The sequence below is a fragment of the Gallaecimonas sp. GXIMD4217 genome, assembly GCF_038087665.1.
Lineage (GTDB): Bacteria > Pseudomonadota > Gammaproteobacteria > Enterobacterales > Gallaecimonadaceae > Gallaecimonas.
In genome coordinates this window covers 485,774-512,304 of record NZ_CP149925.1, presented here as the reverse complement: position 1 = coordinate 512,304, position 26,531 = coordinate 485,774, and the positions used below count along the sequence as shown (strand labels likewise).

The 26,531-nt window shown below is 59.8% G+C and carries 24 protein-coding genes, 3 tRNA genes and 1 rRNA gene; 4 read left to right on the top strand and 24 right to left on the bottom strand.

Going from position 1 to position 26,531, the window contains the following annotated elements; translation table 11 throughout:
* Positions 1 to 145 precede the first annotated feature (145 nt).
* The 6 genes from WDB71_RS02570 to pssA all read right to left on the bottom strand — a co-directional run bounded on the left by WDB71_RS02570 (position 146) and on the right by pssA (position 3,488).
* Positions 146 to 221: transfer RNA gene (locus tag WDB71_RS02570), tRNA-Glu, on the bottom strand.
* Positions 222 to 226: 5 nt separating this feature from the next.
* A tRNA-Ala gene (locus tag WDB71_RS02565) sits at positions 227 to 302 on the bottom strand.
* A gap of 8 nt (positions 303 to 310) precedes the next feature.
* A tRNA-Ile gene (locus tag WDB71_RS02560) sits at positions 311 to 387 on the bottom strand.
* 74 nt (positions 388 to 461) lie between these two features.
* Positions 462 to 2,013: ribosomal RNA gene (locus WDB71_RS02555) — 16S ribosomal RNA — on the bottom strand.
* A 310-nt stretch (positions 2,014 to 2,323) separates the two neighbouring features.
* Positions 2,324 to 2,593, bottom strand: a complete 270-nt coding sequence (locus WDB71_RS02550; protein WP_341503081.1) for a hypothetical protein — start codon at positions 2,591 to 2,593, stop codon at positions 2,324 to 2,326.
* 97 nt (positions 2,594 to 2,690) lie between these two features.
* The gene (pssA, locus tag WDB71_RS02545) at positions 2,691 to 3,488 is read right to left on the bottom strand and encodes a CDP-diacylglycerol--serine O-phosphatidyltransferase (RefSeq protein ID WP_341504172.1); all 798 of its coding nucleotides are present in this window, start codon (positions 3,486 to 3,488) and stop codon (positions 2,691 to 2,693) included.
* 114 nt (positions 3,489 to 3,602) lie between these two features.
* Here pssA and WDB71_RS02540 point away from each other — a divergent pair, with 114 nt between their 5' ends.
* Complete coding sequence (locus tag WDB71_RS02540) at positions 3,603 to 4,037, top strand: DUF4124 domain-containing protein (RefSeq protein ID WP_341503080.1); 435 nt, start codon at positions 3,603 to 3,605, stop codon at positions 4,035 to 4,037.
* A gap of 12 nt (positions 4,038 to 4,049) precedes the next feature.
* On the opposite strand, the gene clpB is transcribed toward WDB71_RS02540, so the two are convergent.
* From clpB to rluD, 3 genes are all read right to left on the bottom strand, one after another.
* The gene (clpB, locus tag WDB71_RS02535) at positions 4,050 to 6,623 is read right to left on the bottom strand and encodes an ATP-dependent chaperone ClpB (protein ID WP_341503079.1); all 2,574 of its coding nucleotides are present in this window, start codon (positions 6,621 to 6,623) and stop codon (positions 4,050 to 4,052) included.
* Positions 6,624 to 6,684: 61 nt separating this feature from the next.
* Positions 6,685 to 7,410, bottom strand: coding sequence for a peptidoglycan editing factor PgeF (gene pgeF, locus WDB71_RS02530; RefSeq protein WP_341503078.1), 726 nt, complete (start codon positions 7,408 to 7,410; stop codon positions 6,685 to 6,687).
* Positions 7,400 to 8,365 (bottom strand): 23S rRNA pseudouridine(1911/1915/1917) synthase RluD, encoded by a 966-nt coding sequence (gene rluD, locus WDB71_RS02525; RefSeq protein WP_341503077.1) that lies wholly within the window; start codon positions 8,363 to 8,365, stop codon positions 7,400 to 7,402. The genes pgeF and rluD overlap by 11 nt, the downstream gene beginning before the upstream one ends.
* A gap of 128 nt (positions 8,366 to 8,493) precedes the next feature.
* Here rluD and WDB71_RS02520 point away from each other — a divergent pair, with 128 nt between their 5' ends.
* Entirely contained in the window at positions 8,494 to 9,264 is a 771-nt protein-coding gene (locus tag WDB71_RS02520) for an outer membrane protein assembly factor BamD (RefSeq protein WP_341503076.1), read from the top strand.
* 47 nt (positions 9,265 to 9,311) lie between these two features.
* Here WDB71_RS02520 and glnB read toward each other — a convergent pair whose 3' ends face one another.
* From glnB to WDB71_RS02495, 5 genes are all read right to left on the bottom strand, one after another.
* Positions 9,312 to 9,650 carry a nitrogen regulatory protein P-II gene (glnB, locus tag WDB71_RS02515; RefSeq protein WP_341503075.1) on the bottom strand — a complete coding sequence of 113 codons (339 nt, stop codon included), beginning with the start codon at positions 9,648 to 9,650 and terminating at the stop codon, positions 9,312 to 9,314.
* Between the two features lie 70 nt (positions 9,651 to 9,720).
* Positions 9,721 to 11,823 (bottom strand): prepilin-type N-terminal cleavage/methylation domain-containing protein, encoded by a 2,103-nt coding sequence (locus WDB71_RS02510; RefSeq protein WP_341503074.1) that lies wholly within the window; start codon positions 11,821 to 11,823, stop codon positions 9,721 to 9,723.
* The gene (locus WDB71_RS02505; protein WP_341503073.1) at positions 11,823 to 12,950 is read right to left on the bottom strand and encodes a pilus assembly PilX N-terminal domain-containing protein; all 1,128 of its coding nucleotides are present in this window, start codon (positions 12,948 to 12,950) and stop codon (positions 11,823 to 11,825) included. Before WDB71_RS02505 ends, WDB71_RS02510 begins: the two co-directional genes overlap by 1 nt.
* A complete protein-coding gene (locus WDB71_RS02500) occupies positions 12,937 to 13,578 on the bottom strand; it encodes a prepilin-type N-terminal cleavage/methylation domain-containing protein (RefSeq protein WP_341503072.1) in 642 nt (213 codons plus the stop codon). Before WDB71_RS02500 ends, WDB71_RS02505 begins: the two co-directional genes overlap by 14 nt.
* An 8-nt stretch (positions 13,579 to 13,586) precedes the next feature.
* The gene (locus WDB71_RS02495) at positions 13,587 to 14,126 is read right to left on the bottom strand and encodes a GspH/FimT family pseudopilin (protein WP_341503071.1); all 540 of its coding nucleotides are present in this window, start codon (positions 14,124 to 14,126) and stop codon (positions 13,587 to 13,589) included.
* A 76-nt stretch (positions 14,127 to 14,202) separates the two neighbouring features.
* Here WDB71_RS02495 and WDB71_RS02490 point away from each other — a divergent pair, with 76 nt between their 5' ends.
* Positions 14,203 to 14,592, top strand: a complete 390-nt coding sequence (locus tag WDB71_RS02490) for a type IV pilin protein (RefSeq protein WP_341503070.1) — start codon at positions 14,203 to 14,205, stop codon at positions 14,590 to 14,592.
* A 61-nt stretch (positions 14,593 to 14,653) separates the two neighbouring features.
* Positions 14,654 to 15,169, top strand: coding sequence for a GspH/FimT family protein (locus tag WDB71_RS02485; RefSeq protein WP_341503069.1), 516 nt, complete (start codon positions 14,654 to 14,656; stop codon positions 15,167 to 15,169).
* On the opposite strand, the gene WDB71_RS02480 is transcribed toward WDB71_RS02485, so the two are convergent.
* The 10 genes from WDB71_RS02480 to ileS form a co-directional block, all read right to left on the bottom strand.
* Complete coding sequence (locus WDB71_RS02480; protein WP_341503068.1) at positions 15,166 to 15,456, bottom strand: TapY2 family type IVa secretion system protein; 291 nt, start codon at positions 15,454 to 15,456, stop codon at positions 15,166 to 15,168. The genes WDB71_RS02485 and WDB71_RS02480 overlap by 4 nt on opposite strands.
* Complete coding sequence (locus WDB71_RS02475; protein ID WP_341503067.1) at positions 15,443 to 15,853, bottom strand: type IV pilin protein; 411 nt, start codon at positions 15,851 to 15,853, stop codon at positions 15,443 to 15,445. Before WDB71_RS02475 ends, WDB71_RS02480 begins: the two co-directional genes overlap by 14 nt.
* A gap of 2 nt (positions 15,854 to 15,855) precedes the next feature.
* The gene (locus WDB71_RS02470) at positions 15,856 to 19,722 is read right to left on the bottom strand and encodes a PilC/PilY family type IV pilus protein (protein WP_341503066.1); all 3,867 of its coding nucleotides are present in this window, start codon (positions 19,720 to 19,722) and stop codon (positions 15,856 to 15,858) included.
* 11 nt (positions 19,723 to 19,733) lie between these two features.
* On the bottom strand, positions 19,734 to 20,183 hold the full coding sequence (locus tag WDB71_RS02465) for a pilus assembly PilX N-terminal domain-containing protein (RefSeq protein WP_341503065.1): 450 nt from the start codon (positions 20,181 to 20,183) through the stop codon (positions 19,734 to 19,736).
* A 1-nt stretch (position 20,184) separates the two neighbouring features.
* A complete protein-coding gene (locus tag WDB71_RS02460; protein WP_341503064.1) occupies positions 20,185 to 21,198 on the bottom strand; it encodes a PilW family protein in 1,014 nt (337 codons plus the stop codon).
* Entirely contained in the window at positions 21,195 to 21,722 is a 528-nt protein-coding gene (gene pilV / locus WDB71_RS02455; RefSeq protein WP_341504171.1) for a type IV pilus modification protein PilV, read from the bottom strand. Before pilV ends, WDB71_RS02460 begins: the two co-directional genes overlap by 4 nt.
* A gap of 133 nt (positions 21,723 to 21,855) precedes the next feature.
* Positions 21,856 to 22,785: a 4-hydroxy-3-methylbut-2-enyl diphosphate reductase gene (ispH, locus tag WDB71_RS02450; protein WP_341503063.1), complete on the bottom strand. Its 930-nt coding sequence runs from the start codon at positions 22,783 to 22,785 to the stop codon at positions 21,856 to 21,858.
* A 6-nt stretch (positions 22,786 to 22,791) separates the two neighbouring features.
* Entirely contained in the window at positions 22,792 to 23,226 is a 435-nt protein-coding gene (gene fkpB / locus WDB71_RS02445; protein ID WP_341503062.1) for an FKBP-type peptidyl-prolyl cis-trans isomerase, read from the bottom strand.
* Complete coding sequence (lspA, locus tag WDB71_RS02440) at positions 23,223 to 23,714, bottom strand: signal peptidase II (RefSeq protein WP_341503061.1); 492 nt, start codon at positions 23,712 to 23,714, stop codon at positions 23,223 to 23,225. Before lspA ends, fkpB begins: the two co-directional genes overlap by 4 nt.
* Positions 23,711 to 26,527: an isoleucine--tRNA ligase gene (ileS, locus tag WDB71_RS02435; protein ID WP_341503060.1), complete on the bottom strand. Its 2,817-nt coding sequence runs from the start codon at positions 26,525 to 26,527 to the stop codon at positions 23,711 to 23,713. Before ileS ends, lspA begins: the two co-directional genes overlap by 4 nt.
* Positions 26,528 to 26,531: the final 4 nt, after the last annotated feature.

The window sequence follows — 26,531 nt, the reverse complement described above, 5'->3', positions numbered from 1 at the left end:
CACCTGGTTTTCGCCGGACACTCATCAAGTAGAGAGTGACTCGTTTAAATTTGCAGTGTTATCAGCTTTCCGAATTGTTAAAGAGCATGGCTAAAAAAAGCCAAAGGTAAATCGTGAGATTTAGCTTTGGCCTCTCGAGCGAGAGTGGCGTCCCCTAGGGGATTCGAACCCCTGTTACCGCCGTGAAAGGGCGGTGTCCTAGGCCTCTAGACGAAGGGGACACATATGGTGGAGCTAAGCGGGATCGAACCGCTGACCTCCTGCGTGCAAAGCAGGCGCTCTCCCAGCTGAGCTATAGCCCCGAATAGTGTGGTGGGTCTGAGTGGACTTGAACCACCGACCTCACCCTTATCAGGGGTGCGCTCTAACCAGCTGAGCTACAGACCCACACCGCAATTCGCTCTAAAACCATCTGACCAAGCAATCTGTGTGGACACTTCGAGACGTGTCATCCCTAAAGGTAAGGAGGTGATCCAGCCGCAGGTTCCCCTACGGCTACCTTGTTACGACTTCACCCCAGTCATGAACCACACCGTGGTAAACGCCCTCCCGAAGGTTAAGCTATCTACTTCTGGTGCAGCCCACTCCCATGGTGTGACGGGCGGTGTGTACAAGGCCCGGGAACGTATTCACCGTAGCATTCTGATCTACGATTACTAGCGATTCCGACTTCATGGAGTCGAGTTGCAGACTCCAATCCGGACTACGACGGACTTTATGGGATTCGCTTACCATCGCTGGTTCGCCGCCCTTTGTATCCGCCATTGTAGCACGTGTGTAGCCCTGCCCGTAAGGGCCATGATGACTTGACGTCGTCCCCACCTTCCTCCGGTTTATCACCGGCAGTCTCCTTAGAGTTCCCGACCGAATCGCTGGCAACTAAGGATAAGGGTTGCGCTCGTTGCGGGACTTAACCCAACATTTCACAACACGAGCTGACGACAGCCATGCAGCACCTGTCTCAGCGTTCCCGAAGGCACCAAGGTATCTCTACCAAGTTCGCTGGATGTCAAGGGCAGGTAAGGTTCTTCGCGTTGCATCGAATTAAACCACATGCTCCACCGCTTGTGCGGGCCCCCGTCAATTCATTTGAGTTTTAACCTTGCGGCCGTACTCCCCAGGCGGTCTACTTAACGCGTTAGCTCCGAAACCCACGTCTCAAGGACACAGACTTCAAGTAGACATCGTTTACGGCGTGGACTACCAGGGTATCTAATCCTGTTTGCTCCCCACGCTTTCGTGCATGAGCGTCAGTCTTTGTCCAGGTGGCCGCCTTCGCCACTGGTATTCCTTCAGATCTCTACGCATTTCACCGCTACACCTGAAATTCTACCACCCTCTACAAGACTCTAGCTTGCCAGTTCTAAATGCAGTTCCCAGGTTGAGCCCGGGGCTTTCACATCTAGCTTAACAAGCCGCCTGCGCACGCTTTACGCCCAGTAATTCCGATTAACGCTCGCACCCTCCGTATTACCGCGGCTGCTGGCACGGAGTTAGCCGGTGCTTCTTCTGCGAGTAACGTCACAGATGAGCCGTATTAAGACTCACCCTTTCCTCCTCGCTGAAAGTGCTTTACAACCCGAAGGCCTTCTTCACACACGCGGCATGGCTGCATCAGGGTTTCCCCCATTGTGCAATATTCCCCACTGCTGCCTCCCGTAGGAGTCTGGGCCGTGTCTCAGTCCCAGTGTGGCTGATCATCCTCTCAAACCAGCTAGGGATCGTCGCCTTGGTAGGCCGTTACCCCACCAACTAGCTAATCCCATGTAGGCGCATCCGGTAGCGAGAGGTCCGAAGATCCCCCCCTTTGGTCCGTAGACGTTATGCGGTATTAGCCATCGTTTCCAATGGTTATCCCCCACTCCCGGGTAGCTTCCTACACATTACTCACCCGTCCGCCGCTCGCCGCCCATGTCTTCCCCCGAAGGTTCCGTCATGTCGCTGCCGCTCGACTTGCATGTGTTAGGCCTGCCGCCAGCGTTCAATCTGAGCCATGATCAAACTCTTCAATTAAAAGTTTGTGCTCAATGAATTGCTGAAGTGTTTGAACACTTCGAGTTCATTGAAAATTCGTTTTTGGGAATTTTCACAACCTCGAGTGCCCACACAGATTGCTTGGTCACATTGTTAAAGAACGTTCGCTTCTTCTCGAAGCGGGAGCCGCATTCTACCGACTCCGGATTTTCTGTCAAGCCCTTTGTTTCGGTCTTTTCAGAATCGCTTCCAAAGTAATGGCGCCTTGCCTTTCCTCCCGAAGCGAGGCGCCATTCTACGTAGATACGGCGGGGTGTCAAACGCTTTTCGATAAGCGGCGTTCAACCGCTCACTTCTTGCTCACCGGCCGATAGTAGGTCGCCCTGACACCACCGTAGGACAGCGCCGGCATCTTCCTGGCCTGCTCTTCATTGAAGCCGGCCGCGCTGGGGTTTTGCTCGGTGAAACGGTTGATGTCTTCCATGTCGAGCATCTCACCCTGTTGCGGCTGAACCTTATAGAAGGTGGCCTTAACTCCGGATTGACTGTAGACCGCGGGCTGCTGCGCTGCCACCAGGGGCAGTGCTGCGATCAGGGCTGCGAAAGCAAGGGTCTTCATGAGGCCTCCTGTGGCTACCTCTACTGTCTCTTCTGATCATAAGACAGGAACTGGCGGCAAAGGCTTCTCATAAAAAAAGGGCCTAAAGGCCCTTTCTTTATTCTTTCGGCTTATCAGCGCCGTCTTCCGGTGACTGGAAGTCGGCGTCCTGCTCGTCTTCATCACCGACCACATGCTCTATCTTGAGCTTCTTGACCGAGCGGATGGTAATGATGGGGCCGGACAGGGCATAGAGGCTGAAGATGGTGAACAGGATCAGGGCCGGCTCTATGGATACCACCACCAGCACCGCCAGTACGATGAGGATGGCCAGGAAGGACACCTTACCCTTCCAGTCCACTTCCTTGAAGGACGGGTAGCGGAAGTTGGACACCATCAGCAGACCGGCGACCAGGGTGATCAAGGCCACCAGCCAGGAGATGCTGCTGCCTTCAATGCCGTATTCGCTGCCCAGCCAGACCATGCCGGCCACGATGGCGGCAGCGGCGGGGCTGGCCAAGCCCTGGAAATAGCGCTTGTCGGCCACCCCGACCTGGGTGTTGAAACGGGCCAGGCGCAGGGCGGCCGCGGCGGCAAAGACAAAGGCCGCCAGCCAGCCAATCTTGCCAAGACCGGACAAGGCCCAGTTGTAGGAAACCAAGGCAGGGGCTATACCAAAGGAAACCATATCTGCCATTGAATCATATTCGGCACCAAAGGCACTCTGAGTATTGGTAAGGCGGGCAATACGCCCGTCCAGGCCGTCAAAGAGCATGGCGATAAAGACCGCAACGGCCGCTGCCGTGAAGTGGCCCTGCATGGAAGCGACAACGGCATAGAAGCCAGAGAACAGCCCCGCAGTGGTAAAAAGGTTAGGCAGCAGATAAATCCCTTTGCTTCGGGCGGCCTCTGCCATCTTGTGTTCGCTCATAAGGTGTTAACTCACTTGGCAAAGATGCAAGAATCGGTTAGCTAAGATAACACAGCGTCAAAGCTCCTCCCAAGGGAGGGTAAAACGGGATATATGAATATGGTAAAGCTTAGCCCCTGGTGGCTGCTGATACTGCCTCTGGCGGCAGCGGCCGCAGACAAGGAAAAGGAAAACGTGGTTTACCGCTGGACAGATGCCCAGGGCAATGTCCACTTCTCACAGACTCCGCCTCAGAACCAGCATGCCCAGCCCATGGTGGTCAATGCGCCCAAGCCCAGCAGCACGGCTGTGCAGGAACAACAGGCCGCTGCCACCGAGGAGGAAGCCCAAAGCCCACTGGAGAAAATGACCGCTCGCATCGAGGCGGAGTGCCAAAGGGCCAAGGACAACCTGGCGACCCTGAAAACCTACGACCGGGTGAGGGTCAAGGATGAACAGGGTAACTTCACCCTGTTGGTGGGAGAAGAAAAGCAGCAGCAGATCGACGAGCACGAGAGGCTGGTCGAAGCAATGTGCAATAAGAAAGGGGGCTGAGCCCCCTTTCCCTTATTGGCCAATGGCCAAGCTGTCCTGATCGACATCGACCCTGATGGGCTTGCCCGGTACCAACTCGCCCTTGAGGATGGCGTTGGCCAGGGCATTTTCCAGCTGGTTCTGGATGGCCCGTTTGAGCGGCCTGGCACCAAATACCGGGTCGAAGCCCGCTTCCGCCAGCTTGTCCAACGCCGCATCGCTGAGTGCCAGTTCAAAGTCCCGCTCCGCCAGCCTGGCCTTGAGGCCCTGCAGCTGGATCTGGGCTATCTCGCGGATCACCTCGCTTGAGAGCGGGTGGAACACCACGGTATCGTCGATGCGGTTGATGAACTCGGGACGGAAGTGGTGCCCCACCACGTCCATGACCAGAGCCTTCATGGCCTCGTATTCCTTCTCACCGGCATGTTCCTGGATGCGGTCCGAGCCCAGGTTGGAGGTCATGATCACCACGGTATTGCGAAAATCCACTGTCCTGCCCTGGCCGTCGGTGAGGCGACCGTCATCCAGCACCTGCAACAGGATGTTGAATACATCCGGATGGGCCTTTTCCACCTCGTCCAGCAGGATCACCGAATAGGGGCGACGACGAACCGCTTCGGTGAGGTAACCCCCTTCCTCATAGCCCACGTAGCCAGGAGGCGCCCCCACCAGGCGGGCCACGGAATGCTTCTCCATGAATTCCGACATGTCGATACGGACCATGGCATCGTCACTGTCGAACAGGAATGAGGCCAGGGCCTTGCACAGTTCGGTCTTACCGACGCCGGTTGGCCCCAGGAACAGGAAAGAGCCGATGGGACGCTGGGGGTCGGACAGGCCGGCGCGGCTGCGACGGATGGCATTGGCCACGGCTCCGACCGCCTCTTGCTGCCCCACGACCCGCTGGTGCAGCTGCTCTTCCATCTTCAGCAGCTTGTCACGTTCCCCTTCCAGCATCTTGGCCACCGGAATGCCGGTGGCCTTGGAAACCACCTCGGCGATCTCGCTATCGCTGACCTTGTGCTTGAGCAGGCGCATTTCCTGCATTTCGGCCTGGGCAGCCAGATCCAGCTGTTTCTCCAGCTCGGGGATGCGCCCGTACTGCAGCTCGGACATGCGCTCATAGTTGGCGGCGCGACGGGCGATCTCCAGCTCCTGGCGGGCCTGCTCCAGCTCCCCCTTGATGTGCTGGGTACCCGACAGGGCGGCCTTTTCGGTATTCCAGACCTCTTCCAGCTCCTTGAAGCGTGTCTCCAGTTCAGACAGCTCGTCCTGCAGTCCATCCAGGCGCTTCTTGGAGGCCTCGTCTGATTCCTTGGCGAGCGCCTGCTTTTCCAGCTTCAACTGGATCATGCGCCTTTCCAGTCGATCCAGTTCCTCGGGCTTGGAGTCTATCTGCATGCGGATGCTGGAAGCGGCCTCGTCGATGAGATCGATGGCCTTGTCCGGCAACTGGCGGTCGCTGATGTAGCGGTGCGACAGGGTGGCGGCCGCGACTATGGCAGGATCGGTGATCTCAACGCTGTGGTGCAGCTCGTAGCGCTCCTTGAGGCCACGCAGTATGGCGATGGTGTCTTCCACGCTGGGCTCATCCACCAGCACCTTCTGGAAACGACGCTCAAGGGCGGCATCCTTTTCGATGTACTGGCGGTATTCGTCCAGGGTAGTGGCGCCGATACAGTGCAGTTCGCCCCGGGCCAGGGCCGGCTTGAGCATGTTGCCGGCGTCCATGGCGCCTTCGGCCTTGCCGGCACCAACCATGGTGTGCAGCTCATCGATGAAGAGGATCACCCTGCCCTCTTCCTTGGCCAGTTCGTTGAGCACCGCCTTGAGGCGTTCTTCGAACTCACCGCGGTACTTGGCGCCGGCCAGCAGGGCGCCAAGGTCCAGGGATAGCACCCGCTTGTCCTTGAGCCCTTCCGGTACTTCACCATTGATGATGCGCTGGGCCAGGCCCTCGACGATGGCGGTCTTACCGACGCCGGGTTCACCGATCAGCACCGGGTTGTTCTTGGTGCGGCGCTGCAGCACCTGGATGGCCCTACGGATCTCCTCGTCACGGCCGATGACCGGATCCAGCTTGCTCTGCTCGGCCCGCTCGGTGAGGTCGATGGTATAGCGTTCCAGCGCCTGGCGCGTTTCTTCGGCATTGGCATCCTCGACCTTCTGGCCGCCACGCAGGCTGTCGATGGCCTTTTCCAGGCGTTCCTTGCTGGCGCCATGCTTTTTCAGCAGCTGACCCAGCTCACTCTGGTCGTCCAGGGCCGCCAGCACGAAAAGTTCGGAGGAGATGAACTTGTCCTTGCGCTTTTGAGCCAGCTTGTCGCAGAGGTTGAGCAGGTTGCCCAGGGCCCTGGAAACCTGGACATCGCCTCCAGTGCCTTCGACCTGGGGCTGGCGCTCAAGGATCTGACCCAGCTCCGAGCGAAAGCCGTGGAACTCGATCCCGCATTGGCTCAACAGAGGCTTGACGGAGCTGCCATCCTGATTCAGCAGCGCCGTCATCAGGTGGGCAGGTTCAATGAACTGGTGATCCCTGCCCAGTGCCAGGGACTGGGCGTCGGACAAGGCCAGTTGAAACTTGCTGGTGAATCGCTCCGGATGCATGTCAGCTCCTCCACAATGATGCTTGGGATCTATGTGGGAGCAGTGCGGCCGACTTTCAAGGTCAGGCCTTGCGCCAGATCAACGAAGCCATTCTTCCGGTAGGGGCCTGACGGCGATGGGAATAAAAGCGCTGGGGCTGTGAATAGGTACAGAGTCCGGACAGGTGAATACGGGCAACACCCAGCTCGTGCATCTGCCTCTGGGCCAAGCCTGGAAGATCGCAAAGGAAACGCTCTTGTCGAGGCTGAAAACACTCATCAGCACCCGCCATGGCAGCCAGGAAGGCCTCTCGCACTTCGCTGCCCACCTCGAAGGCGGACGGGCCTATGGCAGGTCCAACCCAGGCAATAAGCTCCCCAGGGGAGACGCCCATCCGGGCAATGGCCCGGGGCAGGATACCGGCAGCCAGCCCCCGCCAGCCGGCGTGGACGGCAGCCACCTTTTGGCCATTTTCACTGGCCAGCAGTACCGGCAGGCAGTCCGCCGTCATGACCGTCATGGCCTCGCCGACCCGATCTGTCCAGCAGCCATCGGCGGACAGACCTGGCCGTGCCGGTCGATACAGCACCTCGGTACCATGGACCTGGTCAAGCCAGGCCGGCTCAGCGGGCAGGCCGCAGCGGTGCTGCAATACCCGCCTGTTGTAGTCGACCCGGGAGGGCACATCTCCCACATGGCGGCCCAGGTTGAAACCAGCAAAGCTTCCCTGACTGACGCCCTGCTCACGATTACTGAAACAGGCCGCCACATTGGCCGGGAAGATCCCTTCTATCCATTCAAGACTCATGCAGCTTCTGATCGCGCCTCAATACCTCGTAAAGGTGGACCATATCCGCCGGTATCGGCGCTTCCCAGGTCATCTCCTCGCCGCTGATGGGGTGATGCAGACGCAGCATGGCCGCATGCAGGGCCTGACGACGGAACTGCTGCAGGGCTTCACGGGTTGTCTCGTCGGCCCCCGCCATCAAGCGAACCCTGGCCGCATAGAGCGGATCGCCTTGGAGCGGATGACCCAGGTGCGCCATATGGACGCGGATCTGGTGGGTACGCCCCGTTTCCAGGCGCAGCCGCAGCCTGGTATGGGAGCGGAACTTTTCCGCCACCCGATAATGGGTGACCGCGGGCTTGCCCCCTTCTACCACGGCCATATGGGTCCGCTTGGTGGGGTGGCGGCCGATGGGCGCCTCGACGGTGCCTCCGGCGGTCATGATGCCTATGGCCAGGGCCTCGTACTCACGGGTAATGTCCCTGGCCTGTAGTGCCGAAACGAGATGGGTCTGGGCCGCCAGCGTTTTCGCCACCACCATCAGGCCGGTGGTGTCCTTATCCAGCCGGTGGACGATACCGGCCCGAGGTACCAGGGCTATCTCGGGGCAATGGTGCAGCAAAGCGTTGAGCAGGGTGCCGTCGGCATTGCCGGCCCCGGGATGCACCACCAAGCCCGCCTGCTTGTTGATGACCAGGATGTCGTCGTCTTCATGGACGATGTCGAGTGCCATCTCCTGGGGCTCCCAGCGATCCTCCGATTCCACTTCGGCTTTCAGTTCAATGACTTCGGTTCCCAGGATCTTGTGCCTGGGCTTGTCCACTACCTCACCGTCCAGGCACACGTGACCGGCCTGGATCCACTCTTTCAGCCTGGAGCGGGAATAATCGGGGAACAAATTCGCCAGAACTTGATCCAACCTCTGCCCCAGATGCTGCTGATCGGCCTGGGCTTTTAATTCAATAACATCACGCATGATTGGACTCTTTGTCGCCCCTGTGACATTCAGGGGGAGTGGGTTAGAATGCGCCAAAGACATCCATTTTACCTCGCATTGGGCTTCAGCGCTTGATGATAGCGGGACAAGGGACACGGAATTACAAAATGATGAGAAGTATCAAAGGAATACGTCAGTCTGCCACCCTGCTGGCCTGTGCCGTACTCATGGCCGGCTGTGCCGGTGGTGGCAGCCAACAGCCCCCCATTCCCCAAAGCACGCCCCAGAAGCTGTTCGAGCAGGCGCAAGGCTCCTTGGCCAGCGGTAACGTCAACCGGGCGGTGGAAGTGCTGGAGGCCATGGATTCCCGTTACCCCTTCGGTCCCTACTCCCACCAGGTCCAGCTGAATCTGATCTACGCCTACTACAAACAGGGCGATCATGCCTCAGCCGTGGCTGTTGTTGACAGGTTCACCCGCCTGAACCCCCAACACCCGCATCTGGATTACGCCTACTACATGCGTGGCCTGAACCACATGGCCATGGACAGCAACTTTTTCCAGGAGCTGTTGTGGGTTGATCGTTCAGACCGTGACCCCACCGCTTCCCGGCAGGCCTTCGAAGACTTTGCCCGCCTCATCAAGAAATTTCCGTCTTCCAAGTACGCGGGCGACGCACAAAAGCGCATGCAGTTCCTGAAGAACAGGCTGGCCAATTACGAGCTGGCCGTGGCCCGTTATTACATCAAGCGCAAGGCCTGGGTGGCCGTTGCCAACCGCGCCCAGCACATCGTCGAGAATTACCAGGGCACGCCTGCCATGGAAAAGGCCCTGGAGTTGCTGGTGCAAAGCTACGAAGAACTGGGCATAGACGAACTCAAGGAAAACGCCTTGAAAGTGCTCAGGGAAAACTACCCCAACAACAGCCTGGTGCTGTAACGAAAAAAGGCGACCTAAGGTCGCCTTTTTCAATTCGTATAAAGAGCTTAGATGGCGTCTTCGTTTTCCTCGCCGGTCCGGATACGGATCACCCTTTCCACGTCGCTGACAAAGATCTTGCCGTCACCTATCTTGCCGGTCTGAGCTGTCTGCATGATGGCTTCCAGGCAGCGCTCCACATCCTCGTCCTGAACGATGAGATCGATCTTCACCTTGGGCAGGAAATCGACCATGTACTCGGCGCCACGATAGAGCTCGGTATGGCCCTTCTGGCGCCCAAAGCCCTTCACCTCGGTTACCGTCATGCCGTTGACCCCGACTTCGGCCAGGGCTTCGCGCACATCATCCAACTTGAACGGTTTTATTACGGCTTCGATCTTCTTCATGTGTCAGGGCATTGTCACCAGAAAGTTGCCATAGGATAACGTCCATTGTGCTTCATTGCACTCACTGACCTTACTTGTTGGGGCACGTAGGCGATGCCGGTTGGGTCAGGCGAGTATCAATGGCAACCATGCATTGGCCCGTCACAGACGCTCCTGATATGGCGATGGCCAGCGGGGTACTGTTGGGATCATTGGCCGGATAATAGATGCTGAAGTCGTTGTTCGCGGCCTGTACCTCTATGGTTCCTGTCCATGCATCAGTGAAACCCTCACAGGTGAAGGACGGCGTATTCTTGCCATTGGGCACGGTGATGGAGCAATCCACATTGGTATCAACACTGCCGCTGCTGTCCAGGGCCTTGACGGTCAGGCTGTTGCTCAGGGTATCTTCGCCACAGGCAACCTGGGTCTTGACGTTCTTGTTGTCCAACCCCTCCTCCAAACAATAGAGCAGGCCCGAAACGGTATAGGTGGTGATCCCGCCAGGCAGGCTGACCACTACGCTGTCTGACAGCCGCTCATTGGCGTCCTTAGCGTCTATTGGCATGCTCGCCGTCAGCCCCGTGTTGGATTTCCTCAGCCTGGCGGTGACTTCGGCGCTGACATTGTCTGCCGACACCTCCACCAACCCACGACTGTAGGTTCCGTAATAGCCGCTGGTGGGGTCGGATATGGTCGAGACATCTTCGCTGCTGACGGTAATGCCATCGCTCTCGATGGTTTCCTTCCAGTCCGCCAGCAGGGTCACATTGACCTCATAGAATGGAACCATGGCGGGCCAGGTGGAAGCACCACCAGAGATGGCGCTAGTCACCGTAGTCAGATCGGTCGCACTTAGGCGATCTACGTAAATAGCCCTGGCCATAAACTGGAAGGTGCCGGTCCGATTCAAGGTGACGGTGCCCGCATCGGCACCATTTTCTCTTAGCACCGACTTGGACGGCGCTGCCGAGCCCGTGACATGGGCCTGCACCACATCAAGCACATAATCCTGGTAGGTGGCCAAGTTGGTGGAGTCGTTCAGCCAGCCCTGGCGCATGATGACAAGATCCACCAGCTGCCAGTCCTGCATCACCTCGTAAAATCCATCGATCCGCTGCAAGCGGCAGGCTTCCATATAGGGATCTGAACTGTCAGACGTTATCGTCGTGAAGTCGGATTCACTGTAGTCGGAAAAAGCGTCATAACTGGAGCCATCAAAGCTGTAGTGCCCATGGGGCGTCAAGCTCGCTTCATCCGCCTGTGGCCGGTAGGGATCGAAGATATGGCTCAGGTCTGTTGGGCTGTCTTCATCATGATGTTCGAAGCAGCACTTGCTGCACATTTCCGGAACTTCGTTGCTTGCCCCTTTATCCCCCACAGACTTATCTGCCGTTCCCCCCTCCTGGATATCAAGCTCACCGTCGGTCAACACCGCCACATGGGGACGTTGGGCGGACGTGGTTCCGTTATATGAACACTCGCAATTCAAGGTCAGGTAGTCTTCCCTGACCAAGGTGCCACTCTGGTCGTCATAGGTTACGGTATCGAACTTGACGATATTAAAGTTGCCCTGCTGGGAGATTTCCGGCACAGGTTTACTGGTCTCCCGCCGGTCTCCGTTGCCGTCTATGGTTGTATCCAGCTCTACGGCAATCACATCAGGAGCGGCTCCAGGCGTATATGGCACCTGGGGGCCATCGCCCGGGGGATCGGGATTGATAAAGAGGTCGACATCCGCAGTTGAACTTGACGACAGTGAAGTCGAAATACTGAGGCTATCACTGCCATCAGGGCCCTCCCAGGACACGGTCACCTGGACCACTTTCTGATCCGAATAGGGCGCGCCACTTGGCGCTGTGCTGGACCAGGTCGGAGTGCCATCTTCATCATAGTAGTAGTCTGATACTGTCCAACTGCGGCTGTAGGCGAGGCCATCGAAGGTAACGGAATCCGAACCGGTCACAACATCGCTGTAGTTGGAGGTCCCCCCTACGGCCGCATCGAAGCGGCGGAATTCCTCCAGCTTTTCCTCGGCCAGTTGCATCGCGATGTTTTGGGCAATGCTGCTATCGCTGGATCGTAAAAACGCCTTCTGCAGCGCCATTAGGCCAACAACACCTATGCCGACCACTACGATGGCAACAAGGACCTCGATAAGCCCAAATCCCCTTTGCCCCTTTTCGCTGTTCATTACCAATCCCTCCAACTTCCTGGCAGACGGGTGATGCGCTGAAAACTGGCACTTATCGCGATGTTGGATAAGGCCAGTTCGTCATAACGGACACCGAAGTTACCATTGGAAATTTCCACATCATGGTTGGCTACCAAGGAGCCGTTCATGGCCGCCGTGCCGTTGGCCTTGAAGTCCGTTTCCACCGCCGGATCGGTGTGGAAACTAAAGATAATGCCGTAGAAGTCATAGCTGGCGTTCAGGGTGAGATCACCGTCTACGACAAGCAAAATCACCGGACTTTCCTGGGTGCCCAGGTCGGTCTTCAAATCGCAGGGGCCCTCCACCACGATAAGTCCGTAGGACTGGTTGGTTAGGCCCGCACAACTCGTCAAAATCTGGGTCGCCTCATTCTTTATTCGAGACCATTCACCCGATGGAATGCCAAAAACATGGGCAAACAGGTCGTCGGGAAAATCAGGATCAGCGTCGAGAACATCTATGCCAGCGTTGTCCTTGGAAGAATAGGTTGCAACGGTACAGTCTCCGTCGTCCCATTCTCCCTGGCCGCAGGTCTTGACACTACCTGATAAGTCCACCGGCGTATCCATCCATATGGAAACGGGCACCCCCCTACCCCCGGCATTGGGATTGGCGGCCACACTGAAAGAGCCACCGACCACCATGCTTCCCCCCACCGTCAATGGGGCCGCAGGCCCGGTCGCCACTATGGGCCTGATCAGCAAGGTCTGCCTGTGGACCTGGGTAGAGGTGCCATCCAATGACTGGCCCGTGGAAGTGAGGTCGACCACGGGATATGTCAGGCTTTCTCCTGCCGGCGACGTGAAGGCATAGGTGCCCTCCACAGCTGCCACGGAAAAGGTGTGAGATGCGCCAGATACACTACCACTGGCCAAGGTAAAGCTCATGCCGCCGATCTGTGGGTTGCCCCGCACCTGACCGATGCCATACTCAAGGCCGCTTTCAGCCGCCTCGAAAGCCTGCTGGTAACGGACCTCGTTGCTGATGATCCTCTGCTCCATGACCTTGTTCTTGGCGGTGAATACACTAACGGCGATCACCAGGATCATCAGGATGATGACGACCGTCAGGGTGACAAAGCCCCGGCTGCGTTCATATATCGTCATTGCGTAGCCTCACCGTACGAGATATTGCCATCTGCAGGTCCGGTGCCGTGGCATGGGCGCCGGAAATGGCAATATCGATGGAGCGAATGTTGGTCCCGGCGGCACCGGACACATAGGTGAAGGTCAGACCGTTGATAATGACCTCGCCGTCGTAGCTGATCGCTTCCCATGTGCTGGCATTATCACAACCATTTTCCGGCGATGCCCCCCATGAGGTGGCAACCTGAATTTGATTGCCGTTGAGGCGATAGCCCCTGATCTCGTCGCTATCGATGTCACGGTTACCATCGCCATCAGCATCAAAGCGGACAACGATGCAATTTTGAGCTGCATTGATGTCCCTGCTGGCCTTGAATGCAAAAGGGCAATCAGTTTCATAATTCGACGAGCAAGCAGCCCTTGCCAAAGCAGACAGGGCGTCGCCATCATAGCCGGCCCGCCTCAGATCGGAGGCGATCAGCCCAGAAATAGCGTTGAGATCATTGCGCAGCTGACTCATCTTGGCGGAAACGGAACTGGCACCGACGGTGGCAGAAAAAAGGGTTGTGGCCGCCAGTATCACCACCAGCCCCAAGGTCATGGCCACCAGCAGTTCAACCAAGGTCATGCCCCGGGAATTAGGCTTCATGTTTCCCCCTAGCCACAGCTGCAGCTGCTGCCGTCATAGTCACAGGTCCTGACCCGACCCATGGCGCTGACCTTGATACAGATAGCCTCATTGGCGTCGTCCACCAGGCTGACCTTGACATTGCCGCTAGCCAGCTGACCATTACGTGCCTTGACCGTCATCTTGTTCTGGGAGCCGCCATAGGATGACGAGAAAGACAATGTCGGGAAGTCGGTTCCGACAAAGGCGCGAACCACATCGCTGTCTACCAGCGGACACTTATCCGCGATATCACCACAGTCACAGTTTGAGCCGTTGGTAATGGCGGCATCCGTAACACCGGCACACCAGCCGCCAGTGGTGCTGAAAAAGAAGGTCAGGTCCTGGTTAAGTCGGATCGACTCGCTCTTGGCATAGAGGATCTGCATGCGCAGCTCTTCGGCCGCATTGTTGAGGTTGCGCTGATCGGCGACGGCGGTGAAGGAAGGCACGGCAATGCCAACCAAGACCGCCAGCACCACCAGTGTGATCATCAGCTCAAGGAGGGTAAATCCTTTTGACTTTGCCATTGTCCGCTTAGCACCTGTCCATTTGTTAATTTATAGTAAACACACAAAGTATAGATTGGGAACAGGAAGCGTCAGGATGGGAAAGCAGACAGGCGTCACATTGCTGGAATTGATGTTGGTGGTGGTCATACTGGGCATACTGGCGGTGGTAGCCTACCCCTCCTACCAGAATTACCTGATTGAAAGCAGGCGCAGTGCCGCCCAGGGCGAATTGATGAAGATGCAGCTGGCCATGGAAGCCTACCGGGTCAAGAACACCGGCTATGCCGCCGACCTGACCACCCTGGGTTATACGGTCGGTGATCCCGGCGACTACTACAGCTTTGCCGTTTCCGGCGCCACCAACACCTACAGCGTTACCGCCAGCGCCAAGTCGGGCACCTCCCAAAGCGGCGACAGCGGCTGTACTTCCATGTCGCTAAACCAGAACGACAGCAAGACCCCGACCAGCTGCTGGAATAAGTAGATTGCCTTACGGCCTCTTGCTAGCATGGCTCAGCCCATAACTACATAAAAGAGGCCAAAAAATGAGGGAAAGAGGCTTTACCCTGGTGGAGCTGCTGGTGGCGCTTGTGGTGGCCGGCATCCTGCTCACCATCAGCTATCCATCCATGAGAAGCTTTTTTGTGGACAACAAACTGGCCACAGAAGCCAGCCAGCTCCACAAGGGGTTCTCAACAGCCCGGCTCTACGCCATCAATTACCAGAAACGGGTCACCGTTTGCCCGTTGAAGGACAACAGCTGTGACAAGACACAATGGTCCGGCACCATCACCGCCTTCGTCGACGAAGGGGTTACCGGCAAGTTGGACGGGGATGATCTGACCCTGGCGATTGTCGATCCGATCAGTGGCAACGCCAAGCGGTTGTATTCACAGGACCGGGTCACCTTCGACGTGGACGGCACCCTGATCGTTACGGCGGCCACGGTCACCATCTGTGAGGGCAGCGACAGCAATCTCTACCACGGCGTCAGCCTGGCCCGCAGCGGCCGCAGCAAGGTCCTGGACGATAATGCCAGGACCTCACTGAGCTGTAATTAAAGGGGAGAGTTCCCTTCGAGCTTGCGTGCGGCCTTGGATTTGAACTCCTTGTCCGCACGCGCACATTCAAACACCTCCAGTATCTGGCGCTGCTCAGTCGCCGCCATACGCTTGAACTGCAAGGTGATTTCCAACTTCTCCGGCTCGCCGCGGGAACGCAGCTGCAGGATCTGCTCCTTGGTGTTGTCCAGCAGCACATGACACTTTATCGCCTTCATTGGCGCCGCCTGGGCCACGCCAGTGGCGGCCAGCAGCAGCGCTGCCAGGTAATTCTTACCAACAACCATTACTGTCTCCCCCGGATTTATTCTTGGATGTCTTGCTGCCCGCATGGGTGATCATCAGCTTGGCACAATCGCCGTCCAGCTTCTGCTGGTCGCTACCCGCCGCCGCCGTCAGGGTCATGGTGCCGGCACTGGCCGTGGCTGAAATGCTGAAGTGCCCTTCCGCCACGCTGAGGGGATTGGCCGCCTCACCCAGCTTGGTCAGGTCCCCTGCATAGCTGCGGTGGTCCAGATAGTACTGCTCCTGCAGGTTGACCAGGCGGACCAGCTCCGCCTGGGCCTGGGCGCGCCTGGACTTGGCCAGGTGCGCCGTGTAGGACGGGTATGCCACGGCGGCGATGATGCCGACAATGGCCACGGTGATCATCAGCTCCATCAGGGTAAAACCACGTTGCTTCATGATCACCGCCCTACGAAGTAATAGACGCGGCTGGCGTTCATGCCGATACCCACCTCGTGGGAACCTTTATTAACGGCTTCGCCGTCAACCACTATGGTGTCACCGCTGTCGCCGGCGATGATGCGGATCACGCTGTTGCCGTTCTCATCCACACCGGCATGGATCACCGGCGTGTCGGGCACACGCTCGGGGATCTCGGATACCCACCAGTCATAGACCTGCTTACCCCTGTGCATGTCCACGGCGTAGAGGCGGCCCATGCCGGGCACCACACAGGACTGCACGTTGTCGCTATCATCCAGCACGGAGTCGACGGGCGGGGTGAAGGTGGTGAAGTAGATGGTGCCGTTCAGCACCAAGGGCGTAGACAGGGATTTCTCGCCGTCGTTGCTGAAGTCCATATACCAGCCGCGGGCGTCGCCCAGCTGGACCTCGATGGCAGCCTGCTGCGACTCGGACAGGGAACTGTCGTCGAAGGGACGGCCGGTCATGTCGAACAGGTTATTCAACCTGATGGCATCGGGCACGGCATCACCCTGCCAGCTCTGGGTGACGATATTGGTATCCCTGAGCATGAACATCATGTCGAGGGTACCTTTGGTAAGCGGCTTAGCCCTGTTGCCGGAGCCTACCACTATGGCATCGAAGGGCTGGCGGTCCTGCACCGTGTACTGGCTGACGATATTACCGCTCTCGTCGCGCTGGGTGATGGTGGCGGTTCGGTTGAAGATGGTCTGCACCACGGACGGCGCCGTGAACAGGCGGCGGTCGATACGCACATCGTTGCCATCGGCATCGCTGACCACGCCCAGATCGGCAAACTTGTGCACAGTCCAGGGCTTGGTGCCGTCATTCGGGGTGGCCGAGGGCATGTCCACACGCCAGACGTTACCGCCCAGATCTGTTGCATAGAGACGGTCGGTGATGCCGTCCTGGTCGGAGTCCAGGGTGGCGATCTTGCCCGGAATACTGTCGGTCAGGGGCGCATAGGTATTGGTAGCCGTGGTCTCGGCATTGGTGGCGCTCCATACCAGGGCCCCGGTGGCGGCATCCACTATGTAGATGGCCTTGCCGCTGGGCACGCCACCGGAATCGGACTTGGAGGTATGGGTATAGTCGTAAAAGGTATCGTCGTAACCGCCACCGAAGATCAGCACTGGGCCGTCATGGCCAGGCACCTTGGTGATCACCGGCTGCGACCAGCTCTGAGCCAGCTCGGTCATGCCGGTGGAGCTGTCATCGATGCGCCACATGAATTTGGGGTTGGAGGCCTTGTCGGTGATATCCAGGGCATAGTAGGCATTGCCGCCACGGCGCTGGCCCATGAACAACCATACCTTGTCGGTCTGGGTATCGATGTTGCCGTCGTCATTGTGGTCGTAGATATAGGCAACGGGGCTGCCGTCCATGCTGTAGATCTTGTTGGACTTCACCGAGCCGTTGTTGAGGCGGGACTTGGTGATGGTGTCCAGCTCCTCGTAGGGATAGAAGACCCAGTTCTCGTCTACGCTGCTGCCGTTGTCGTCGAACATGTGCACGGCGCCATGGTTGGTGCCCACCACCAGGCGCACGTCCTGGTTGTCGGCGCTGCCGCCATAGCTGATGGCCAGCGGCTTGGAGTGCAGGGGATCGCCCATCACGTCCTCACGGGCATCGTCGGTAACCAGGTCTTCGTCATCGTCATCGGGGTCCTTGCCGATAGCCCAGGCAATGGTCTCTGCCACCAGGGTTTCCGCCTGGGCCGCCGCCAGTGTCGGGTCCGTCTCTGTCACGGCCAGGCCCAGGTGCAACAGCAGGTCGTCCATGGAGCCGGCCTTTTCCACCAGCAGATCCCGGGTCAGGGGCTGTGCCGACAGGCCGGGGGCCTTGTTGGTCACCACGGTGCGGCTGCCCACCTTGGAGATGAGCATCTCGTTGATACCGCCGGCCCGGGAGTCGTCACCGTCCACGGCGCTGCTCCAATAGGTCCTTGCGGTGCCCTTGATGTTGCCGTTTTCGTCTATGGCGCCCTTACCGCTGGCATCGCGCAGGATACCCTTGTCGTCGATGATCAGCTTCTTGATGTTGCCTCGCCAGCGCGGCGCCATCAGGGGATGGAACATGGCGTAATAGACGGAGTCCAGGCTGCGGGTGCGGTCAAAGTTGTTGGCGGCAATGGACGGCGAGGTAAAGGACGAGGAGTCGTCATAGATATCCTCGAAAATGTCCTGGAGCTGGTTCAACAGCGAGGTGGCATCGTTGGCCGTCTTGTACTTACCGCCGCCGTTTTCGGCGGCCGCGGTCAGCACCGCATCGGCGGCACTCTGTTCGTCCTGCTGCAAGCCAAAGCCTATGGTAAAGGTCCTGGCCCGCTGGTTACCGGGCAGGTCCGGGCGCAGGTCGGTTTCCTCGTCGAACATCCACTTGGTCAGGGTGGGCAGATAAGAGGTCTTGTCACCCTTCTTACGCACCTTTTCACCGTCACTGCCGAAGTCGAAATCATAACCGGCAAAGGAGAAGGGCTCACCACCGGTCAGCGCCGCAATTTCGTCATTGGCGGCGGTGTCGATGGTGGGTTCGCCATCGGTGATGATGATGATATTGACCATCCCCTGGCAGGCCACGTAGGGGGAGTCGTAGTTGCTGCCGTCAAGCGCATTGGCGTCCGCATCCGGGGTCAGGCCCTTGACGTTCTGATCCTTGAACATCGGCGTTTCCCCCTTGAGGTAACGCAGCACCTCGTAGGTAGTCTCGCAGATGGGGGTATAGGTCTCGGCCCTCAGGTCATCGACAATGCTGATCACCTTGTTGTTGGACAGGTTCTCGATATCGGTCAGGCTCTGGATCTCGGCAACGATACGGCCGCCGGAGTCCGTCAGCAGGTTGTCCTTCTTGCCGTTGTCGTTGAACACCGCCAGGCCAAAGTCGAGGCCGGGGTTGGTGGCCACCAGCTCCTTGATGACCATCTTGGCGGATTCCATCAGGGTACCGCCGCTGATGGCGTTGTTCTGCTCCAGCTTTTCGATCACGGACGGATCCAGCTCGCTGATGGGATCCCTGCCCTGGGCGATCTGTTCGTCTATGTAGGCCCGGGCGGCCATGTAGTGGAGGTAGTTCGGGGTGAACAGGGTGACGACGGCGTCCTGCTTGTCGAAGAGGGCCCGGGCTTCCTCGGTGTAAGCACCGAAGTAACTGGATTTATCGCCATTCTTGTGCACCGCCACGGCATCGACCAGGGGGTAGCCATCGCCGAGCCCGGTCGCGTAGTGGGTGCCGCTGTTGCCCGAGCGCCTGTAGTCGAAGTCGTCCAGGCAGTCGATGACATCATCCTGGCCACGGCCGGCACCGCTGGCCCGTCTGTCCAGCTGTACCCAGGTATTAATCCTGTTTTTACCCTTGCCCGAGGCATAGGCCATCAACACCTTGCCGGTGTAGTAGCCGAACTGGGCCAGGGCGCCATAGCTGGACTCGCAGGCGTTGAAGTAGTCTTCGAAACGCTGGTTCTTCAGGCCGCTGATGTTGTCCAGGTCGAACAGGTCCGGCAGCTCCGAGTTGTACTGGATGTCGTCGGCCAGGGCGTAATAGAGGCTGGGCTTGGCATTGTCGTCCTTGTACCTGTTGCTGCCGCCCAGCATGTACTTGCCCAGGTCTTCGTTGTAGTCGATGTTGGGCGAAAAGGCCCCCAGGGTCCTGACGGTACTGCCGTCCTCATTGACGGTGGTCGCCAGCATGGACGAGGAGTTGTCGAAGACAATCATCACCTGCTGGCGAACTTCGTTGCCGCTGGGGATATAGGTGTAAAGCTCGATATCCTGCGCCTGGGCGCCGTTGGTGGTGGCCAGCCAGGGCAAGGCCATGGCCAGGCCAAAAGCCAATCTTGTCGTTTTCATTGTCATTCCCCTCAAGAACCCGTCTTGCCGATAACGGGCTGTTCTACCCCATAGGTCGAGGCTATGCGTCCGGCATTCTTACGGCCGTATTCCACGGGCGCCGTGGTCTCCAGATGGCGGCAGGCAAAGGCAGACGTATCGTTGCCCTTCTCCTTGCGACCACAGCTGGTCTCCGCCTTCAAGGTGGTCAAGGTCGGCTGGGCGCCGCTGGCGGCCCAGCTCAGGCCTCCCGTGCCATAGTTGGGCTCGGGCGAGATAAAGACCTGGTTGGTGCTCGCATGGAGTATGGTGTTGTCGAGCATGCCGTTGGATTGCTGCAGGGCTTCGGTGCGCTCCGCCGCCGAGCCGGCCATGCGCGCATCCATGGTGCTGTTGGCCACCAGGGAGATCCCCAGTACGGCCAGGATCACCAGGAAGATCAACGCCACGAAGAGCACCAGGCCTTGTTGTTTTTGCTTCATCTTATATGCCTCCAGCATTGCGCCAGGTGGCGAACTGCGGGTTGGCCAACTGAACGGTGGAACTGAGCAGGAAACGGCGATAGTGATCGCCATTGCCGCTGATGGTGGTGCCGCCCAGTTGGTAGCTGATGCCGCTGTTGTCGTAGTCCGCATCGGCCATACCGGCGCGGGCCAGTACGTAGATACGGGCCGAAACGATGGCGCGGCCGCTGGCGCCGTCCCAGTCGGCACTGGTCATGGCATCACCGTCGACAAAGTAATCGGCCACGCCGTCCAGGCTGGTGTCGACGCCGAACTCGATGCGGAAGGCTTCGATGCCCTCCACCAGTACCTCGCTGTTCATGGCCAGCCCCGAACCTGAAGTGGCCAGATAGCGGCGCTTCAGCGACGGCACACTGGTGCCATTGCGGGTCTCGTTGCCGATGTAATAGAGGTGATGGCCGTAACGCCAGTAGCGGCCGTTGGCAATGGGCGGCGTGGGCACGGTGCCGCTCTGGTTCCACAGGAAGCTGGCCTGCACGGCGTTGGCCAACAGGTACACATGGTCGTTACGGAAGCTGTCGACTCCGGACTCTAGGGCCGGGCCATAGGCACGTTTGATCTGCAGGGCCGTGGAGCCGTCCACCGCATCGGTGAGGCACCCCGGCAGGGACGCCTTGGTACCGGTGAACCACAGCAGGCGGAAGGTGCCCGCCACGACATTGGCCGGCAGGCTGCCGTTGTTGTTGCCGCTGCCGCTGCATTCGTTGCTGACCGTTACCGAGCCCACCGGGCTGGTGTTGGCGGGGACCAGGGCCTGGCCGCTGATATCGCCCATGAAGCCGACGTGGCTAACTTCATCTCTCAACACCTGCATGGCAATACGGGCATTTTCCTGCAGTTCACCGGCCTGTTCTGTGGACTTGGCACCGCGCTTGGACGCCACGAAGACGGCCGAGATGGCCAGGGCCATGACCAGCCCCAGGGTCATGGCGATCATCAGCTCGATGAGGGAGAAACCGTTGTGCTTTTTCATAGGATCACGCTGGAAACTGAAACCAGGCGACGCTTGTCGCTTGCGGTACCACAGGAGGAAGCGGCATCGGCGTCACCGATACCATGGATGCCCTGCCAACTCACCACCACTGTGATGGCGTTGGCGGAAACGGTGACACAGCCCACGGCGTTGCCCAGCACGGCAACATTCTGGGTGTTTTCCTTGGTGTCGGCCCCCATCAGTTGCTGGTGCCACTGGAACTGGTCCCATTGGCGCAGGGCGGCCGGGCTGCAATAGGAAGAAGAAGAACATTTGTCGGCGGCGGACACCGTTTGGCCGCTACCATAGTTGGCCGCGTAGTTGGCCAGTTCGGACGGGTTGCTTCTGACCCGCTCCAGCAGATCGTTGGCCAGGTTGACGGCCTGGGTCCGTTCCAGGGCGCCGTAGCTGCCTCTTTTGGCGGTCAGCTGCATGGCAACGGTGCCCAGGATACCGGTAGTGAGGATGACCAGGGCAACCAGCACCTCCATTAAGGAGAAGCCCCCCTGGGCGTGGGAATGCACCTTCTTCAAAACAAATCCCTCAAGTAACAGCAACAACTTTGTAATGGAGTTATGAGGGAGGCAATGTAGCAGAGAAGGAGGAAAAGATTAAACGGCAAACGCTCCCGGCGTCCCTGCCGGGTTGCTTAGTTTTTCACCTAAGTTCAGCGGGCACCGCGAAAACAATGTTTTCTTCGCGGCCCTGGGTCTCCACGACCTCTTCCCCGCCCCAGTCGCGCAGGCGCTGGATCACGGCCTGCACCAGCACCTCGGGCGCCGAGGCGCCGGCGGTGACGCCAACGGCATCGACCCCGTCCAGCCAGTCCTGCTGGATGCAGTCGGCGCCGTCGATGAGGTAGGCGCGGGCGCCGACCTTTTCGGCCAGCTCGCGCAGGCGGTTGGAGTTGGAGCTGTTACGGGCTCCCACCACCAGCACCACCTGGGCCTGGTGGGCCAGGGCCCGGACCGCGTCCTGGCGGTTCTGGGTGGCGTAGCAGATGTCGTCCTTGCGCGGGCCCTCGATATCCGGGAAATGTTCACGCAGGGCGTCGATGACGTCGGCGGTGTCGTCCACGGACAAGGTGGTCTGGGTCACGAAACAGAGGTTGTCCGGATCCTTGACCTTGAGGCTGGCCACGTCCTCGGGGGACTCCACCAGGTAGATGCCGCCCTCGGGGTTGTCGTACTGGCCCATGGTGCCTTCCACCTCGGGGTGGCCGGCATGGCCGATCAGCACCGCCTCCATACCCTTGCGGCTGGCGCGGCTGACCTCCATGTGCACCTTGGTGACCAGGGGACAGGTGGCATCGAAGACCTTGAGGCCGCGGCGCTTGGCTTCCTCGCGCACCACCTGGGACACGCCGTGGGCGCTGAAGATGACGATCTTGTCGTCCGGCACCTCGTCCAGCTCATCCACGAAGATGGCGCCGCGGTTGCGCAGGCCGTCCACCACGTACTTGTTGTGGACCACTTCATGGCGCACATAGATGGGGGCGCCGAAGATCTCCAGGGCCCGCTCCACTATGCTGATGGCCCGGTCGACGCCGGCGCAGAAGCCGCGGGGGTTGGCTAGCAAGACTTTCATATGGCCTCAGTTATGCACTTCCAGGATTTCCACCTCGAAGGTGACTTCCTGGCCCGCCAGGGGATGGTTGAAGTCCACGGTCACGGAGGCGTCGGTGACGCTGCGGATGATGCCGGGGATCTCGGAGCCGTCGGGCTGGGCGAACAGCATGATGGCGCCCTCTTCTGGCGCCTCTTCGGTGAACCTGCTGCGCTCCAGGTGGTAGATGTTGTCCGGGTTGGACGGGCCGAAGGCGTCTTCCGGGGCCAGGGTGAAGCTGGCCTCTTCGCCTTCGCTCAGGCCCAGCAGGCACTTCTCGAAGTTCTCGGTGACATTGCCGTCGCCCATGCGGAACTTGGCCGGCTTGCCGGACACCTTGGTGGAATCGGCGGCGGAGCCGTCGGACAGCTTGATGGTGAAGTGCATCACCACTTCACTCTGGGAATCGATCTGCTTGCTCATTGGCTCTCACTCTTGTCACTGCGAAAGGATGCCAGGATCAACAGGGCCGCCCCGACGCAGATGGCGGAGTCGGCGATATTGAAGGCCGGCCAGTGCCAGCTGCCCACGTAGAAGTCGAGGAAGTCGACCACATAGCCGTGCACCAGGCGATCATGGAGGTTGCCCAGGGCACCGCCCAGGATCAGCGCCGCCGCCGGCCCCTGCAGCCGGTCGCTGGCCGGCAGGCGGCGCAGCCACAGCAGCAGGAACAGGCTGACGCCGACGGCGATGGCGGTGAAGAACCAGCGCTGCCAGCCGCCCTCGTCACTCAGGAAGCTGAAGGCCGCCCCGTAGTTGCGTACGTAGACGAAATCGAAAAAGGGCAGCAGGTTGACCCGCTCATAGAGGCTGAAGTTCCCCAGCACCCAGTACTTGCTGCCCAGATCCAGGACGATGGCCAGCAGCGCCAGCCACAGCCAGCGCAGTCCGCTTTGTTTCATCGGCATCATACGAAGCGTCGCTCTTCGCCGTCGCCATCCACGTTGCTGACGCAGCGGCCGCACAGCTCGGGATGGGCCTCGATGGCGCCCACGTCCTCGCGCACGTGCCAGCAGCGGTCGCACTTGTGGCCGCTGGCCTTGGTCACCAGCAGGCTCAGGCCGTCGATCTCGGTGGCCTGGGCCTCGGCGCTCTCGCCGGCCACCACAGTAGCGCCGGAGGTGAGCAGGGCAAAGCGCAGCTCGTCGCCCAGATCCTGCAGGCGGCCGGCCAGGCCGGGCTCACAATACAGGGTCACCGAGGCTTCCAGGGAGCCGCCCAGCTCACCGTTCTTGCGGGCCTGCTCCAGGGCCTTGTTGACCTCGTCACGCACCGCCAGCAGCTCCAGCCAGAAGGCGTCACTGAACTGGGCCTCGCCCTCCAGGGCCTTGAGGCCGTCGAACCATTCTGCGGTGAACACGAAGGTATCGCGCCTGCCCGGCAGCACTTCCCAGGCTTCCTGGGCGGTGAAGGACAGCACCGGCGCCATCCAGCGCACCAGGGCCTCGCAGATGAGGTACATGGCGCTCTGGCAGGAACGGCGGGCGTGGCTGTCGCCCTTGGCGGTGTACTGGCGATCCTTGATCACGTCCAGGTAGAAGCTGCCCAGCTCGATGGAGCAGAAGTGCATCAGTTTCTGGTAGACGACGTGGAACTGGTACTCGTCGTAGGCCTTGACGATCTCCTGCTGGTACTGGGCGGCGCGGCTGACCATCCAGCGATCCAGGGCCACCATGTCCTCCAGGGCCACCATGTTCTCGGGTTCGAAGCCGTTGAGGTTGGCCAGCAGGAAGCGGGTGGTGTTGCGGATGCGGCGGTAGGCGTCGGCGCTGCGCTTGAGGATCTCGTCGGAGACGGTCATCTCGGCGGTGTAGTTGCTGGAGGCCACCCACAGGCGCAGGATGTCGGCGCCCAGCTTGCCCACCACCTGCTGGGGGGACACCACGTTGCCCAGGGACTTGGACATCTTGCGGCCCTGGCCGTCCACGGTGAAGCCGTGGGTCAGCACCTGGCGGTAGGGGGCACGGTCCTGGATGGCCATGGAGGTCAGCAGCGAGGACTGGAACCAGCCGCGGTGCTGGTCGGAGCCTTCCAGGTAGAGATCGGCCGGGCTCTGCAGCTGCTCGCGGGCGTCCAGCACGCAGGCGTGGGTGACGCCGGAGTCGAACCAGACGTCCAGGGTGTCCTTGACCTTGACGTACTGCTCGGCATCACTGCCCAGCAGCTCGGCGGCATCCAGGTCGAACCAGGCCTGGATCCCCTGCGCTTCCACCTTCTTGGCCACGGCCTCGATCAGCTCCGGGGTCCTGGGATGCAGGGCATTGGTGTCCTTGTCGATGAACAGGGCGATGGGCACGCCCCAGGTGCGCTGGCGGGAGATGCACCAGTCCGGGCGGTTCTCGACCATCTTCTCGATGCGGTTCTGGCCCCACTCCGGGATCCACTGCACGCCCTTGATGGCGTCCAGGGCGCCGGCGCGCAGCGCCTGCTTGTCCATGGACACGAACCACTGGGGGGTGGCACGGAAGATGATGGGGGTCTTATGACGCCAGCAATGCGGATAGGAGTGACGGTAGGCCTCGTGGTGCAGCAGCTTGCCCTGCACCTTGAGCTCTTCCACCACCGCATCGTTGGCCTTGAACACGTGCTGGCCGGCGAACTTGGGGGTGTCCGGCAGGTAGACGCCGTTGGCGCCAACCGGGTTGTAGATCTCCAGGCCGTACTGCTGGCTGACCGCGAAGTCCTCCTGGCCGTGGCCACCGGCGGTGTGCACGCAGCCGGTACCGCTGTCGGTGGTGACGTGCTCGCCCAGCACCAGGGGTACCTGGATGTCGTAGAAGGGATGCTGGACCTTGGCCAGTTCCAGGCTATCTCCTTTCGCGTAGCCCAGGTTGTGGAAGTGCTCGATGCCGGCGCGGTCCATGACGGTCTTGACCAGATCGGCGGCCAGGATCAGGCGCTGGGGCTGTTCCCCTTCCACCTGCACCAGGGCGTAGTCCAGCTTGGCGTTCAGGGCCACGGCGCGGTTGGCGGGCAGGGTCCAGGGGGTGGTGGTCCAGATCACCACGGACACCGGGCCCTTGCCGCTGTGGCCTTCTGCACAGTCGAACTTGCTCACCAGGGCCTGTTCGTCGACGGCGCTGAACAGCACGTCGATGGAGGGCGAGGTCTTGTCCTCGTACTCCACTTCGGCCTCGGCCAGGGCGGAGCCGCAGTCGGTACACCAGTGCACCGGCTTGAAGCCGGCCTGCAGGTGGCCGTTGTCGGCGATTTTGCCGAGGGCACGGATGATGTTGGCCTCGAACTTAAAGTCCATGGTCAGGTAGGGGTTGTCCCACTCGCCGAACACGCCCAGGCGCTTGAAGTCGTTGCGCTGGCCGTCGACCTGGCTCAGGGCGTAATCGCGGCAGGCCTGGCGGAACTCGGCATCGCTGACCTTGTGGCCGGCCTTGCCGACCTTCTTCTCCACCTTCAGCTCGATGGGCAGACCGTGGCAGTCCCAACCCGGCACATAGGGGGCGTCGAAGCCGGACAGGGTCTTGCTCTTGATGATGATGTCTTTGAGGATCTTGTTGACGGAGTGACCAATGTGGATGTCGCCGTTGGCGTACGGAGGGCCGTCGTGGAGGATAAAGCTCTTGCGTCCCTTGCGGGCGGCCCGGATCTGGCCGTAGAGATCGGCCTCATACCAGGCGTCGAGCATCTTCGGCTCCCGCTGGGCCAGGTTGCCGCGCATGGGGAAGACCGTATCCGGCAGGTTCAACGTGGCTTTGTAGTCACTCATTGGT